The sequence below is a fragment of the Paenibacillus sp. J22TS3 genome (genome assembly GCF_018403205.1).
Taxonomy (GTDB): Bacteria; Bacillota; Bacilli; order Paenibacillales; family Paenibacillaceae; genus Fontibacillus; species Fontibacillus tuaregi.
In genome coordinates, this window is the sequence record NZ_BOSF01000001.1 from 382,682 (window position 1) to 397,302 (window position 14,621).

The following is a 14,621-nucleotide window of genomic DNA, read 5'->3' on the forward strand; positions in this document are numbered from 1 at the left end:
GATTTGTCACTTCCATACATCGTATGATTCATTGGGTTAAAATAGATGAACTTTATATGGGGTCTTGACCGCGAACCCTTCCGCATAAGGAATCAGCTTCCGTTGTCCAAGCAGCGCGTCCCTCGCTTTTACCCGCTCCACATAACCCTGCGTCAGCGGAGTCGCGACCCCATCCTTGGCAGGTGTGAATTGGGATTCATAACACATCAGAGATTTCATCTTGATCTCATAGTGATCACTCACATCCACAATAAGATCCGGTGTTCTCCAGTCATTAATGAAATAGAAATACAAGTCCTCCACCAGCACCGCGGGCTTGTCCGGCATCCAATTTCGAAGCTTGGCATTAAACACCGCTTCTTCTACAAGCTTGCTGCATGCAACATGATCAGGGTGCCGATCCTCCCAATAGGGGGCGAATACAACCCGGGGAGCATATTCCCGGATCACCGAGGTGACCGCAGCCACATGCTCTGGTGTCATATAAAGGCCGCGATCGGGCAGGCCAAGATTGGTGCGGACCTCAAGCCCAAGCACGTTGGACGCCTTGTCCGCCTCCTGCTTACGCAGTTCCACATTCCCGTTGGATGACAATTCGGCTTCAGTCAGATCACAGATCCCAACTTTGTAGCCTGCCTGAACGTGTTTGGCGATGGTTGCGGCCATGCCAATCTCCGCATCGTCCGCATGAGCCCCAAAGATAAGGATATCGAGCCCCTTACTCATTTATCTAACCTTGGGCGGTGTAGTTCAACCAGCTCACGCCAGCTCAAATCTCCGCGGTCCATAGCTCGTACCATAATTTCTGCGGAAGCTACATTGGTCGCAACAGGAATGCCGTGAACGTCACACAGGCGAAGAAGCGCGCTAATATCCGGTTCATGAGGCTGCGCCATCAGCGGATCACGCAGGAAAATGACCAGATCCATTTGATTCTGGGCAATCAAAGCTCCAATCTGCTGGTCTCCACCAAGCGGTCCGGACAGGAAGCGGTGAATCTTCAGCTTGGTATTCTCCATAATACGCTGGCCTGTTGTGCCGGTGGAGTACAAGGTCTTCCCATGAAACACATGTTCATATGCAATAACAAAGTTAACGATCTCTTCTTTTTTACGGTCGTGGGCAATAAAAGCAATGTTCAGCATGTCTGAGACTCCCCCTGCTAATCGATAAAATGTTCAAAGCCGTATACAAGTCCTTTATACTCCATAACCTTCTTCACAGCCAGATTCACGCCGGGCATATAGCCTGCACGTTCGTAAGAATCATGACGGATCTTCAAGGTCTGGCCAAATCCTCCGAAAATAACCTCCTGCTGGGCGAACACACCCGGCAGGCGCACGCTGTGAATGCGGAAGCCATTGTAATAACCGCCCCTTGCCCCCTCAATAGTCTCTTCCTCTTTCGGGTTGCCTTGACGGAATTCTTCCCTGTTCTGGGCAATTAATTCAGCGGTCTTCACTGCGGTTCCGGATGGGGCATCCAGCTTCTGATCCCCATGATACTCAATAATCTCCAGATGAGGGAAGTGCTTGGCAGCCTGGGCAGCGAATTTCATCATCAGGATGGCCCCAATGGAGAAATTCGGGGCGATCAGTCCGCCAACGCCTTTGCTCTGGCACAGCTTGTCCAGATCCTCAATTTGTTCCGGAGTAAAGCCCGTCGTCCCGACCACAGGCGATACCCCAAGGCGGATCGCAAGCTCCGTATTGGAATAAGCAAATTGAGGAGTTGTAAAGTCAACCAGCACCTGAGCTTTACTCTCCACCAAGGCCAGCTCAAGATCGGATTGAACTTTAATCCCGCAAGCAGGGAGCCCGACCAGCTCACCTGCATCTGTCCCTTCACCTGAACGGTTGATGGCGGCTGCCAATTCTAGATCGGCATCCTCCAAAACCATCTTTACGACTTCCTTTCCCATTCGGCCGGCTGCGCCAGCCACCGCCACTCTAATCTTCGTCGTCATATTCATGCTCCTCACTGTCCACTAGGATGATGATTGGTTGATCTTGGATTCGATACGTAATTCCCATTCTTTTAATGATTGAACCGAAGGATCACCTTCGAGCAGATTGATTGCCTCCCTCAAAGCAGAGAGGGCAAGCGGATGTTCACCAAGTTCGCTATACGCTGCTGCAAGTCCTGTAAAGGCTTGGGAAGACAAGGGATCCTTCATCACGGCCTGCTCAAGCAGAATGGCGGCTTCTCTTATTCCGCTCATCTCCACATTAGGGGCTTCCAGTATCCGGAGTGCCCTCTGGGTCATCTCCATTCCCTGCAAACGTTCCATATGCAGGTTATATTCATCCATGCCGGGAGTAAGCTTCACAGCCTGCTCCGCATGATAAAGTGCCTTATCAAGTCTGCCGCTACGAGCGCAGGTCACCGAGCAGCGGTAATGAATATCCGCATCAAGAGGGCTGAAATTCAGCGCATGATCGAACCATCTTATGGCCTGTTCAAAATCATTCTCCAAGATGCTTTTATAGGCTTCAGCCAGACAGTCTTCCGCTTTCATCATAGGGCTTCCCCCTTCTCTTAGGCTGCTGTTCTTACAGCATATGATAGAAGGGCTCAGTCGGTGTCTATTTTCGTCCAGCGGTCCGCGTCTCTGGTATTGAATTTATGCATCACCTTGTTATGGGCCTCTGTCAGATCAATTCCAAGCGAATTGGCAAAGCAGGCCGTAATAAACAAAATATCCCCCAGTTCCAGCTCAATCGAGTTCTCTGCTTCGGTTGCTTTCTTGGGCTTCTCACCATAAGTATGATTCACTTCTCTAGCCAGCTCGCCAACCTCCTCGCTCATCCTGGCAAGCAATGCAAGCGGGCTGAAATAGCCTTCCTTGAACTGGGATATGTAACGATCCACTTCGCGTTGAATCTCGGCGAGGGATTTCTCTTCCATTTAAATAATGCCCCCCTTCGGGTCTGAAGGTTTTACCCCTATGTTATCCTAAAGAAGTTTTGAAAACAAATCCTTTTTTAATCCTTACCTAAAAAGGTATACTAAACATTGGAGCTTACAGACTCCACTATTATCCAACAAGCGAGGGATTGCATGCTTACCACCAGACTGGCCCGTTTAACCAAAACCATCCTACCGATCCTGCTCGGTACGGCCATTTATGCCTTTGGGCTGCTTTATTTTATCATCCCTAATAAACTGATGGAGGGTGGAGTGACAGGGATTACGATCCTGCTCAAATACGCCTTCTCGATTTCACCTTCCCTATCCACCCTGGTCTTGAACATTCCGCTGTTCCTGTTAGGCTGGAAAGTGCTGGGGAGCCGGCAAATTGTATATAGCGGGATCGGAATCGGATCGCTTACCTTCTTTCTTTGGCTGTTTGAGCAACTGATCCGCAAAGGCTGGATCATCCCGTTCCAGACCGAGCATGATTACATATTAATTGCACTGTATGCCGGCGTCACACTCGGCGCTGGTCTTGGACTTGTGTTCCGGTTTGGCGGGACAACAGGCGGTTCGGATATTATTGCACGAATCTGCAACCGCAAATATGGCTGGAGTATGGGCCAGGTCATTTTGGCGTTAGATGTGATTATCATCGGGGCTTCCCTGCTGTATATCAAGAAAGAACAGATTTTATATACACTGGTCGCCGTCTTCATCGCCTCCAAAGTTATTGATTTTATTCAGGAGGGCGCTTATTCAGCCAAAGCCTTTACCATTATCAGCGATTACGCCCCTGATATTGCGGACCTAATTACAAAGGAAATGGAACGCGGGGTTACTTTGATTCCAGCCGTGGGAGCTTACTCTAAGCAAGCCAAGCATATGGCCTATTGTGTTGTAGGAAGGCAGGAAATCCGGAGATTGACCCAAATTGCCAAATCGGTGGATCCTCGGGCTTTTATTATTATCAATGATGTGCACGATGTGCATGGAGAAGGATTTAAAGAAGATGTGAATTAAGATTTATTTAAAATGAACTTATGAAGGTTACCCTTCAGGGGCGCTGCGAGGCCGAGTGTTCTTTAAGGCCCCTGTTGTCTCCGAAATCCTTGAACTAGATATCCAAGTAGGGGCATTTCGGAGACAAAGGCGGACGCTCCGCTTCTTCAGAATCACTCGTCTCTCCGCTGTGATCGGTAAATTCTAAAGTTCATTTTATATAGTCAAAAAAAGGAAGAACCGTCCGTTATTACGTGCGGTTCTTCCTCTTACTATAATTAAAATCTCCATCCGCCTCTGTCTTTGCTGCCAGAGACCGGTCTGACCTCCTGATATGCATTATAATGCCGCATTCCGGTATAGGTTAGTGCCAGGGCAATCCAGCCGCCGATCAGCAGACTCCACTTCCAGGGATTCGAGCTGCCGGCAAGAGGCAGCAGAACCGGCTCGGATCTTTTTTTGCCAAACAGATCATGGATCACACCCTCCCCGCTGTCAAGAACGCTCTTCAGCTCTGAGGCATCCAAATCTTTCTTCATACTCACGCTCTCCAAATAGGATAACCACGAGTCTGCCTTCGCAATGATCGAATTATCCAGCTGAATGGCCGCCGCTGGCCGGATCGTCTCATAATGGGACTTAAGCGTGTGAACAGCATTCTGCAAACTCTTGGCATCCGCATCACTGCGGGCTTTGGCAAGCTGGCTGAGATCGTCAGTAAACAGCTTATAGTACTGGTGCCACAGCGGCTGCTGCTTGTGAATCAGACTGTCAACCGCCAGGCGGAGACGGGAAGAAGTATTCCTCCACTCTTCTGGTGAAGATTGGCTGCGAACCAAGGCCTCTCTTGTATCCATAACCGTCTCAGACAGCGCGTGAATCCCCTCCACTGAGGACAAGCCTTTGAAAGATATGGTCTCCACCAACCGCACAATCCGATCCATCTCCACTTGGGCCTTCTCCCCGTTCCCATCCTGCATATAACGGTACAGCGCCTCCGACGCGCTATCCAGCTCATTCAGCTGCGCGGTGTGCTTGGCATCATGATGGGCACGAACCGTCTGCAGCGGAAGCAGCAGCATAATCAGCACAATACATCCTGTACTCAAGCACATCCATCCCCACCGGTTTACACTCACGGACATCCCCTCCTGTAATCCATACATATGAAGGGCTGTCCTGAGCTAGAACAAATCAGATGAACCTAAGATCTTCTTGCTTGACGCAAAGCAAACCAGCCCGCTGCCACGCTAAGTAATGTAAGCAGGACGGTGAAATTCCGGACAGCAGGCAGGTCATCCATAAGCTGGACAGGCAGCCAAGGGAACACCTCGTATGTATAGTCCACCATGTCGTTAAGGAGGGTCCACAAGCCAGCGCCTAATAGAATTACGGTTCCAAATTTAAAAAAGCGGACGTAGAGCAAGGCTTCAACGGCCATTGCTGTATGCGAAGCCACCAGCATCCAATCCTGCCAGCCGATCACATTCCCCTGATAAGCCCCGGCAAAAATGATGCTGACCGCCCATACGCCATATTTTACACTGGTCACCACGGCTAGTGCTTCCAGAATCACTCGCACGCCGCGGTAGTTCGCAAGCAGCTTGGGCCACATGAGGAAAGTTAAGGACAAGGTAAAAAACAGGCTCGCTGTTGGACTGTCCGGTACAAAGATCACCTGCCAGAGCGGATTGTTGGCAATCGTGTACTCGATCTGATTCCCATACCAGTAATACCCATAAATCGTGCCCAGCAAATTAAAAACAAACAAAAGCCACAAAAATCCCCGGCTGGTCAGGAATTCCCTGCTCCACCAATAAGATATGCTCATGAAGATTCCCCCTCTGTCTTATCTGAATATAACGGTTTGTCCTGGGAATATCCAGCAAAAAGCCTGATCGCATATGCGATCAGGCTTCACAGGTTCATTTCAGCTTACTTGGCTTCCGACTTTTGCTTGGAGAGCCATTCGGCCAAGTGGTCAATATCTTGATCACTTAAGCCTGCGCCTTTAGCCGTATCATACATTTTCGGCATGTTGCCCTCAGGCCCTTGTTTACCTTCTTTGATAATGGTCAGAATGGCTGCCTTATCAAGCTTATCCCCTACACCGCGAAGCGACGGGCCGCTTGCTCCCTTAAGATCAGCCGCATGACAGGAAATACAAGTCGCCTTCTTGAAGGATTCCATCCCTGGATCATCCTTATCCACAATGGCTACTTCCTTAGCCTTGACGGCGTTGGATGGAGCAGGAAGTCCCTTCTCCCTTGCCTCCCTTGCTTTCTCAATCCGGCGCTCTTCCTCCGGTTTGATTCCTGTCGCTGCAAGTTCATGCTTATAGTGTGTCCAGGCGAAGTTGGTCAGGTAGACCATCGCAGCCAAGGACAACAGCATCAGAGAGGATGCGATCGGTCTGCGGTAGAAACGGCGCTCCTTACCCCGGTCGAGGAATGGGGCCAGCAGCAAACCGCCAAAAGCAACACCTGGAACACCAAGTGTTCCAAGAACAATGTAATCTCCTGAAGCGTATGGATACTTCAGATATTGATATAAGAACAAGAAATACCAGTCCGGCATCGGTATAACCGAAGCGGTTGGGTTAGCCGGGAATCCCAGTGGGGCAGGCTCAGAAATGGTAAGTACCAGGAAGCCTACAAGGACCACTACACCAACCATCCACTCTTTTAATAGGAAGTTTGGAATAAATGCTTCCGACTTCCCCGGGTAAGCCGTGTAATCGGGAGGAGTAATAAATCCGTTCCCTTTACGTACCCTTGAATCGCCGACAAATACGACTTTTTCGTTCGATTTGCCTCCGTGACCCATATATATGCCTCCCTTCTCTTAAGAATATCTTATAGCGGTCCGGAAATTCCCTGTCTGCGGATCATAATGAAATGTCCTACCAGAAGGATGAGCAACACGGCCGGAAGGAAGAACACATGAATGGCGAAGAATCGCGTCAGCGTCTGCGCACCTACAATCGTACCGCCTTGCAGCAGTTCTTTGATAATGGGTCCAAGGACAGGAACTGAGTTCGCAATTTCCAGTGTAACTTTGGTTGCAAAATAGGATTTGTTATCCCATGGAAGCAGGTAACCTGTAAGGCCAAGGCCGATCATAACAAAAAAGATCAGCATTCCCACAACCCAGTTCATCTCGCGAGGCGCCTTATAGGAACCTGTAAAGAATACGCGCAAGGTATGTAAGAACATCATAACAATAACCAGACTTGCTCCCCAGTGGTGCATCCCGCGGACAATTTGTCCAAATGCCACCTTAGTCTGAAGAAACTCAACGCTTGCATATGCGTTAATAATATCTGGCACATAATACATCGTCAGGAACATTCCCGACAGAATCTGGATGACTGTTATAAAGAACGTCAAACCGCCGAAACAGTATACAAATGCGGAAAAATGGTGAGCCGGGTTCACGTGTTCAGGCACCTCGTGGTCCGCCACATCTCTCCAAATCGGCGTGATATCAAGACGTTCGTCAACCCAGTTGTAGACACTCTTCAACATCTGACTCTACGCCTCCTTATTTAACTCGAGTATTAGGAACGATATCGCCTAGGTAAACCCAATCCTTCTCAATCTTAACCTTGTACTCATCCAGCGGCTTAGGCGCAACGGCAAGGTTCTTGCCTTCCTTGTTATATTGGGCGCCGTGACAAGGGCAGTGATACTCATTAGGGAACGCCTTATCGTTATTCCAGCCAACCGTACATCCCAAGTGCTTACAGATCGGTGAAAGCGCATAAATATTTCCGCTCTCGTCTTTGCGGATCCAAGCTGTTAGCGAAGCTGTGCTTGCATACCAGCCATCCTGCTGCTGCAGCTCGAAAGAAAATTCCTGCGGTTCCGCTGTTACCTTGCTAAGTTCCACTACTTTTACAAAGTTCCCTTCTGTCTTCTTGTGCAGAACTGGATCCACAGCGAAGCGAAGCATCGGCAGAACTACTCCCCCCGCCATATAGGCGGTAGCTCCTCCCAGCGTATAAGTGAGAAACTGTCTGCGAGACATTTCCTTTTTCCGATTGGGTGGTCTGTGCGATGATTCATGCTGGTCGTGCTGATTGCTCATACTGTCTTCAACCCCCTTTTCCGAACCAATTCTCTCCATTTCAATGATTAAAATCACACGAATTACTAGGACATTATTATAATATATTAGGCTTCCTAGAGCGTCAAGAATTTACAGGGTATGTTCGTTAACAGTATGGTCACAATCTTGTTAAATTGTCGATTTTTCGTCACATTTAAACCTGTTTATCCGGGAACCACATCGCTTGAATTTCCCGCATCACAGACGTGGAAGATGACTCCTCCGTTGAACCGGGAAATCGGCCCGGAGTAACTACTAAATCGCTTTCATAGAGCATCGAGGAATCCAGCTCCACATCCGCAGAGATCACAATTACATATTTGAAACCTGCGGACTTGACATTAGCGCATACTTCGTTTATCTGCTGCACGATCTCCTGTCTGCCGTACTGGAACGCAGGGTACGTAACCACCCTTCCTTTGAACGGAATTTCCACCCAGTCCATGACATCTCTTAGACGCTCCAGTGCATATACCGTTTCATGAGGCGGCTCCTTCCCGCTGAGGCCGGTTACTGGAATCAGACAAGTGTCCAAATATGGCTTAAGCTCCTCCCACTGCTCCGGGTGAATTTCGCTGAATTTCATTATGTACATCCCCTTTCTTTGAATCTTATTATACATGCAAAGGCGACTGGGGATATCCTGCGATATAAAAAATAGAAGAAATGCGCAAGGCATTTCTTCTATTGTTCCAAGGTTCTTAATTCTTCAGTTAGGAGGCGGAACGCTTCCTCATCGCCTTTCGCCAAGGCTGAATCAATTTCACTATGAAGTTTCTCTGTCCGATATTTCTTTAATGCTTCGTCCCACACCATTTCAGCTGCCAGACCCAGCATAACTTCGTAAGTCACTTTCATTTGATCCATAGGATGCACCTCCAGCCAATGTTAAGAGCTCCTATACTCCCGTCCTTTCAGCACATAACTATCTGTAGTCAGCTTCATTCTCTGCAGATCCGCCTCGGTCAATTCGCGGACTACTCTAGCAGGTGAACCAAGCGAGAGAGTATAGGGTGGAATTTTGCGGTTCTCCGGAATTAGCGAGCCGGCTCCTATTAAAGCATATTCGCCGATCTCGGCTCCGTTTAGACAAATTGCCCCCATCCCGATTAATGTGCCTTTACCTATCGTACAGCCATGAACGATCGCTGCGTGTCCGACAGATACATCATCGCTTATAATCAGGGGCTGCCCAGTGTTCACATGGGCGATTACACCATCCTGCAGATTGCTGCGCTCCCCAATGATGATTGGTGCCAAATCACCTCTTAGCACCGCATTGAACCATATGCTTGAATCCTTGCCAATCCGGACATCACCGGCGAGCTTCGCCCCCTCAGCCACATATACAGAAGGATCCACAAAAGGGGTCTTCCCCATATAAGAAATATACATTCGCCTGCCACACTCCTCTTCCTGGAATGAACTTGAATTGGAGTGATCTTAGCAAGCCTTTCCATCCTTGTCAAACCTGACGAGCATTTTTACCTTCTAGACCTTTTTGCAGCTCATGCACCGCCAATTTACCAAATGCCGTAACCCTGGCATACCGTTCACGCTCTTCATTCTCACCGATGGAGATCATGCCGAAATGAAGCATCATCTTGAGTATTCGCTCTTCGAAGATGGAAGCTGGCGTATCATAATAATACGGCTTGATCAGTCTATCCATGCTTGTCCTCAGCGAGCTTACGGTAACCCACTCCTTGGAGCAGCGGCAAATCCAGTACACCAGAGAAAGCAAATTAGGAATTGCTGCTTTGTATGTTTTTAACCAAAAGCGTATCAAATGTATCAGGGGTTCCCTTTTTTCCTCCAAAACACTTAATTCGCCTAGCGATGCCAATCTCAGCTGGTAATTCCTCTCTTCAATGAACCTTCGTGAATAAGCATAATCATAGAGAAAGGATAAGCGGTCAGGGTAGGACTTAAACGTCCTTCCGTAACCAAATCTCCAGCCTCCCTTGCCAACAAGAGGCTCACTCACATGTAAGGTGTCCATCAATTGCGTTTGATTTCTACGGTACATGATACCTTCCTGGTTCAAAGGGATCTCGTTCTTTGACACATAGAATAGAAAGAGGTATAAATCTTCAGCAGCCAAGGTATGCTCTTCCCGGACGGCCACAGGCTCACCAGCAGGATTCACTTCCGATTCAAGTCTTTGTCCTACCACCTCGCGGAACCGGTTCTTCAGATCCTCCGGCACCTCGAACAGAAATTTAGTATTCTGTGAGGAACCGTTGAACAGCCAGCCGCTCTGCCTGAACCTTGCGATCACATCTCTGGGATTCTCTTTCTCTTTGGCATCATCGGTGAAACGGGAGTTCTGGGCGCAAGCGACTAATTCTTCCAGACTGTAATGCTGACGGGAATCAAAGAGCAGTGAATTCAAGAAGCGAAAGTCCTCGACACTCAGCTGGTTCACATAGTCGCGGGCAAATTCTTTCCGGCCCACCTGATGTAATATGGATTGAATCAGCTCATTCTTGGAATTCCCGTTACAGCTGCATTGATAGTGATTGGCAATTTTGCTAAGCTGTCCGATATCCGCAAATGTAAGCATTTCCGCCAGATTCATAGTTTCATCCCTCACCGTTTTACTACCATTATGGGAAGGTTTACAGCTTTTATTCGGACTTTAACAAAAAAAATAACCCGCATCGCGGATTATTTGTTCGAATATAAAAAATCTCCTGAATCATTTCACACTCTTGCATCTATTTGTAATTCTTAAGTTCAACTTCTATAGTACCTACTCCTGTAAATGCTTCAGACAGTTGTAAAGTCTCGGCTCCCAAGCTTGCTCATTCTTCTCCAGGATGGTTAACGAGAGATTCCCAATTCTCTCCGTGAACTTGTCCTGATAAAGAGCCCTGTATAGCTGGGCCAGCAGCCCTCCATGGGACACCACAAGCACATTCTTGTTCGAATAGCGTTCGCCAAGCTCAGTCAGAAATGCAAGCGCTCTTGCTTGAACTTCCTGATCCTTCTCCTGCCCGAGATCCTTGAGTTTCCAATCCAATCCCCACAGCGTCTCCCGTTCGGCTGCCGTTAATCCTTCGACCTGTCCAAAAGCCCGCTCCATTAAGCGGGAATCGGGATCATATACAGGAATGTCTAAAGAAGCAGCAATAATCTCTCCGGTCTCTTGAGCCCGCAGCAGTCCGCTTGTGATCACAAAATCCCAGGAGTAAGGCTCATTCTTCAAGCGTTCAGCCAGCAGCGCCGCCTGCTTCCTGCCCTCCTCGTTAAGCGGGATATCGCTCTGTCCCTGAATTTTCCCTAATGCATTCCAGTCCGTTAAGCCGTGACGAATCAATCCAACCAGCATGAAGTAAAAGCCTCCTTAAGTCTAACAGCTCTGAGTGTAGATAAGTTGAATTATTCATTTACAAGGTAAGACCGTCAAGTGAAATGTTCCTTCCGATTGTTTCAGATTCAATTTCACACTCTGGCCTTTTCGTAATTCTTAAGATCAACTTATATAAATGAAAATGAATAAAAGCGGCAGAACCCCGCTCTGCTTATGGCAGATGCAGCGTTTGCCGCTGAGAACATTTACCTGCGAATTCGTCTTAAGCCCCTCCATGAGAACAAGGCCAGCCCCATGCCAAGAATCGACAACAGCATCCAATACTCCGGATAGGCCGGACTCATCTTCACGATGAGCGGATCAATGATACCGCGCGATACATCCGGCAGATTATAGGAATTATCTGCATTAACCACCGTATCCGTACCGGCAATGGCAATAGGCAGAAGCCCGGAGTTATGGCTGGCCGCTTCATTGATATCAGGTCCGCCTGGCATCATGAAATAAATCAGACTGCTTATAAACACAGCCATAAACCCAGCAATCCACAAGGCAAAGCGGCGGTTCAAGATACGGGAAGCCTTGCGGGCTTCAGGCTCCGATGGAGCAAGCCAAGGGGACTCGGCGTAAATGCGGTCCATCACATTACGGTTAACCCTCTCCCCAACGCTATGATCAACCTCAATATTCATCTTATGTACTATGTCCCGAGCCTCAGTCCATACTTCATATTCAGCTGCACACGTATCACAACCCAGCACGTGCCACTCCAGGCTTTTACGCCGGGGGTCGTCCTCGGACATGTCCCACATGATATCCATATACTCCTGGGCTTCTTGACAATTCATCTGCTTTTCATCCCTTCAGCATGCTCATAAACTGGTTCATAATAGTAGGGCTCAAGCTGATTCTTCACACTGCTTCTGGCACGGAAGAGCAGGGACTTGACCGCACTGACGCTTTGTCCTAGAATGGTCGAGATCTCCTGATAATCCAATTGGTCATACTCCCTTAGAATCAACGCCGAGCGCTGCTTCTCCGGCAGATTGTTGATCGCCTCCCTCACCATGCCAACCCGCTCATTCCGCAGGATGGCTTGTTCCGGCACAATCTCCGGAGACGCAACGGGCACATACCCGGTCTCATCTAAGGATACGTTACCTGTCTTCTGCTTGCGAAGCTCGCTAAGCACCGTATTCCGGGCAATGGTATACAGCCACGTAGAGAAGGAAGCATCCACTTCGCGAAATGAGTGCAGGCTCCTGAAAGCTTTGTAGAACGTCTCCGAGCACAAATCTTCAGCAAGCAGCTCCAGCTGAGCACTCTTTAACATATGATATATAAATGCCATAATTTTACGTTGATATCTGCGCATGAGTTCTGAATACAGCTCTGTGTTGCCTTCTTTAATCTCTCGAATCATCTGGGAATCCGTCATTAGAATGCGATCCTCCTCGCCCATCCATGTGCATCTTCCCCGTTCGATTCTGCCTATTATTACCGAACAGGATACAAAAAGTTTCGGTGAAACCGAAAAATTTATTAAAAATGATGAAAGAAATATCAATAATTGGGTGTTCACTGCGAACCCTGCAATATTATACCATAGAAGGATGCATTACAAAAATTTCTTACCCCTAACCATAATTAACCATAAAAATAGGAGAAGGACTCTTTCCGAAGAAAAAGTCCTTCTCCTATAAGGTATGCCCGGATGTTTCAATATTCCTCTGCAATCCAGTATAAAAAACTAAACCCTGTGCCACAGCCCTTAGGCTTGGCCCGTCAGCCTTTCTTTAGTGCTTGTCTCATTGCCGCTCAATCGCTTGAGAAACGTAGCCCGCCAGTTCACCGAAAGTTCCTCAACCTCCAGAATCCTCTGAGCTGCTTCCATGTTATGTTTGTCATGATGCATAATCTGGTTCGCATAAGCGACCGTTATTCCTTTAGGATGCGGGAATCTTCTGTATAACCCCTTGCTCCTTGAAACGGCTCCTTCTTCAAGCACCCGGAAGTAAAAGCCAGTGTAACACGATTTCTGCATCAGCATCGGCATTTCCGGCAGGCCATATTTGGCCGATAACTTAAAGCAAGGCTGTCTTGGCTGGCTTATTTGAACAACAGCCTCTCCGAGTTTAAAAATGTCCCCAATACACACGTCTGACTCCAGCAGCCCCTGGATAGTGAGATTCTCACCAAATGCTCCATAAACCAAGCTCCTCTGCAGCTGTTTCTCCCAATACCGGTAATGTTCAAATGGATACACACATACCGCCTTTTCCTTGCCGCCATGATGCTTCAGATCCGCTTGGCCATCGCCCTCAAGGTTCAAATAGTTAAGATACAGGGGTTTATCCGTCGGCTGCTTGTTAATGCCGCTGGAGATCACTTTATCCTGGTACATCATATTCTGCGGCATCCCGGTATTAATAGACAAAATTTCCGCGTACCCCTTCATAGACCTCACCCCGTCTCCATATGATGCTGATAAGATCGGTACTCCCAATCTTTTTGCATTGCATCCAGCAGAGAGTACAGCAATATAACACTCCGGTTAAGCAGCTTATGCTTTCCTGTTAATTGATGGGGCTGCTGAATATACATGTCCTCCACCAGCTCGTGGGAACAGTATTTCATGATCTGATGGACGCTGTCTTCACTGAATTCCAGATGGAACTGCAGGCCGACCACATGATCCTCATAGACATAAGCCTGATTAGCACAAGCTCTGCTGTATGCCATATGAACCGCTTGTTCAGGTAGTTGAAATGTTTCCCCATGCCAATGAAATGGAATGAATTCCTCCGGGAAGCTCCTGAAATAATCCGACAATCGGGCCATTTCTGTCAGGCGAACGGGATGCCATCCAATTTCTTTGTCAGCGTTAAGCTCAACCTTTCCGCCGATGACTTCAGCGATAAGCTGAGCTCCGAGACAGATTCCCAGAACATGCTTCCTGTTGTGGACTGCGCCGCTTATAAATCTCTTCTCATCAACCAGCCAAGGATACTCACTCTCATCGTTCACCCCCATCGGACCACCCAGAACAATGAGCAGATCAAAATCCGAATATTCCGGAAACAGTGTCTCATTGTATAAATGGGTTCCTGTTACGCTGTGACCCCTCTCTTCAGCCCACTTTGCAATGTTCCCAAGAGACTCAAACGGCACATGCTGCAAATAGTGTATCCTCATGCTCTCACCCCAGTTGATTAAGTCTATATTTCTGAATTTAGTATGCTTTTCTTCTGATCATACCTTTGAACAATCATTTTTTCAA

At 48.1% G+C, this 14,621-nt stretch carries 20 protein-coding genes; 1 reads left to right on the forward strand and 19 read right to left on the reverse strand.

Annotated elements, in window-relative coordinates; all coding sequences use genetic code 11:
- Window positions 1–36 precede the first annotated feature (36 nt).
- From bshB1 to KJS63_RS01745, 5 genes are read right to left on the reverse strand one after another with little or no spacing between them, the layout of a single operon-like run.
- Window positions 37–726 (reverse strand): bacillithiol biosynthesis deacetylase BshB1, encoded by a 690-nt coding sequence (gene bshB1 / locus KJS63_RS01725; protein ID WP_068617179.1) that lies wholly within the window; start codon window positions 724–726, stop codon window positions 37–39.
- On the reverse strand, window positions 723–1,145 hold the full coding sequence (gene mgsA / locus KJS63_RS01730; protein ID WP_068617177.1) for a methylglyoxal synthase: 423 nt from the start codon (window positions 1,143–1,145) through the stop codon (window positions 723–725). The genes bshB1 and mgsA overlap by 4 nt, the downstream gene beginning before the upstream one ends.
- A 17-nt stretch (window positions 1,146–1,162) precedes the next feature.
- Window positions 1,163–1,966 (reverse strand): 4-hydroxy-tetrahydrodipicolinate reductase, encoded by an 804-nt coding sequence (gene dapB / locus KJS63_RS01735; RefSeq protein WP_068617175.1) that lies wholly within the window; start codon window positions 1,964–1,966, stop codon window positions 1,163–1,165.
- A 21-nt stretch (window positions 1,967–1,987) separates the two neighbouring features.
- Window positions 1,988–2,521, reverse strand: coding sequence for a tetratricopeptide repeat protein (locus KJS63_RS01740; protein WP_244862464.1), 534 nt, complete (start codon window positions 2,519–2,521; stop codon window positions 1,988–1,990).
- 53 nt (window positions 2,522–2,574) lie between these two features.
- The gene (locus tag KJS63_RS01745; protein ID WP_213617696.1) at window positions 2,575–2,907 is read right to left on the reverse strand and encodes a nucleotide pyrophosphohydrolase; all 333 of its coding nucleotides are present in this window, start codon (window positions 2,905–2,907) and stop codon (window positions 2,575–2,577) included.
- 153 nt (window positions 2,908–3,060) lie between these two features.
- Between KJS63_RS01745 and KJS63_RS01750 the strand changes: the two genes are divergently transcribed.
- Window positions 3,061–3,936, forward strand: a complete 876-nt coding sequence (locus KJS63_RS01750; protein ID WP_213617697.1) for a YitT family protein — start codon at window positions 3,061–3,063, stop codon at window positions 3,934–3,936.
- Between the two features lie 257 nt (window positions 3,937–4,193).
- Here KJS63_RS01750 and KJS63_RS01755 read toward each other — a convergent pair whose 3' ends face one another.
- The 14 genes from KJS63_RS01755 to KJS63_RS01820 all read right to left on the reverse strand — a co-directional run bounded on the left by KJS63_RS01755 (window position 4,194) and on the right by KJS63_RS01820 (window position 14,536).
- Window positions 4,194–5,054 carry a sporulation protein YpjB gene (locus tag KJS63_RS01755; protein ID WP_213617698.1) on the reverse strand — a complete coding sequence of 287 codons (861 nt, stop codon included), beginning with the start codon at window positions 5,052–5,054 and terminating at the stop codon, window positions 4,194–4,196.
- A gap of 65 nt (window positions 5,055–5,119) precedes the next feature.
- On the reverse strand, window positions 5,120–5,746 hold the full coding sequence (locus tag KJS63_RS01760; RefSeq protein WP_213617699.1) for a DUF1405 domain-containing protein: 627 nt from the start codon (window positions 5,744–5,746) through the stop codon (window positions 5,120–5,122).
- Window positions 5,747–5,850: 104 nt separating this feature from the next.
- Window positions 5,851–6,741: a menaquinol-cytochrome c reductase cytochrome b/c subunit gene (locus KJS63_RS01765; RefSeq protein ID WP_068617162.1), complete on the reverse strand. Its 891-nt coding sequence runs from the start codon at window positions 6,739–6,741 to the stop codon at window positions 5,851–5,853.
- Between the two features lie 29 nt (window positions 6,742–6,770).
- Window positions 6,771–7,442 (reverse strand): menaquinol-cytochrome c reductase cytochrome b subunit, encoded by a 672-nt coding sequence (gene qcrB, locus KJS63_RS01770; protein ID WP_068617160.1) that lies wholly within the window; start codon window positions 7,440–7,442, stop codon window positions 6,771–6,773.
- Between the two features lie 16 nt (window positions 7,443–7,458).
- Window positions 7,459–8,004: a Rieske (2Fe-2S) protein gene (locus KJS63_RS01775; RefSeq protein ID WP_068617158.1), complete on the reverse strand. Its 546-nt coding sequence runs from the start codon at window positions 8,002–8,004 to the stop codon at window positions 7,459–7,461.
- A gap of 175 nt (window positions 8,005–8,179) precedes the next feature.
- Complete coding sequence (locus KJS63_RS01780; RefSeq protein WP_213617700.1) at window positions 8,180–8,611, reverse strand: DUF2487 family protein; 432 nt, start codon at window positions 8,609–8,611, stop codon at window positions 8,180–8,182.
- 98 nt (window positions 8,612–8,709) lie between these two features.
- A complete protein-coding gene (locus tag KJS63_RS01785; RefSeq protein ID WP_068617154.1) occupies window positions 8,710–8,892 on the reverse strand; it encodes an IDEAL domain-containing protein in 183 nt (60 codons plus the stop codon).
- A 21-nt stretch (window positions 8,893–8,913) separates the two neighbouring features.
- Window positions 8,914–9,420, reverse strand: a complete 507-nt coding sequence (locus tag KJS63_RS01790) for a gamma carbonic anhydrase family protein (RefSeq protein WP_068617152.1) — start codon at window positions 9,418–9,420, stop codon at window positions 8,914–8,916.
- A gap of 70 nt (window positions 9,421–9,490) precedes the next feature.
- Window positions 9,491–10,606 carry a hypothetical protein gene (locus KJS63_RS01795; protein WP_213617701.1) on the reverse strand — a complete coding sequence of 372 codons (1,116 nt, stop codon included), beginning with the start codon at window positions 10,604–10,606 and terminating at the stop codon, window positions 9,491–9,493.
- Window positions 10,607–10,780: 174 nt separating this feature from the next.
- A complete protein-coding gene (locus KJS63_RS01800) occupies window positions 10,781–11,359 on the reverse strand; it encodes a histidine phosphatase family protein (protein WP_213617702.1) in 579 nt (192 codons plus the stop codon).
- A 227-nt stretch (window positions 11,360–11,586) separates the two neighbouring features.
- On the reverse strand, window positions 11,587–12,189 hold the full coding sequence (locus KJS63_RS01805) for an anti-sigma factor (protein WP_213617703.1): 603 nt from the start codon (window positions 12,187–12,189) through the stop codon (window positions 11,587–11,589).
- Complete coding sequence (locus KJS63_RS01810; RefSeq protein ID WP_213617705.1) at window positions 12,186–12,779, reverse strand: RNA polymerase sigma factor; 594 nt, start codon at window positions 12,777–12,779, stop codon at window positions 12,186–12,188. The genes KJS63_RS01805 and KJS63_RS01810 overlap by 4 nt, the downstream gene beginning before the upstream one ends.
- 333 nt (window positions 12,780–13,112) lie before the next feature.
- A complete protein-coding gene (locus KJS63_RS01815) occupies window positions 13,113–13,799 on the reverse strand; it encodes an MOSC domain-containing protein (protein ID WP_213617706.1) in 687 nt (228 codons plus the stop codon).
- Between the two features lie 5 nt (window positions 13,800–13,804).
- Complete coding sequence (locus KJS63_RS01820) at window positions 13,805–14,536, reverse strand: type 1 glutamine amidotransferase (RefSeq protein ID WP_213617707.1); 732 nt, start codon at window positions 14,534–14,536, stop codon at window positions 13,805–13,807.
- Window positions 14,537–14,621 lie beyond the last annotated feature (85 nt).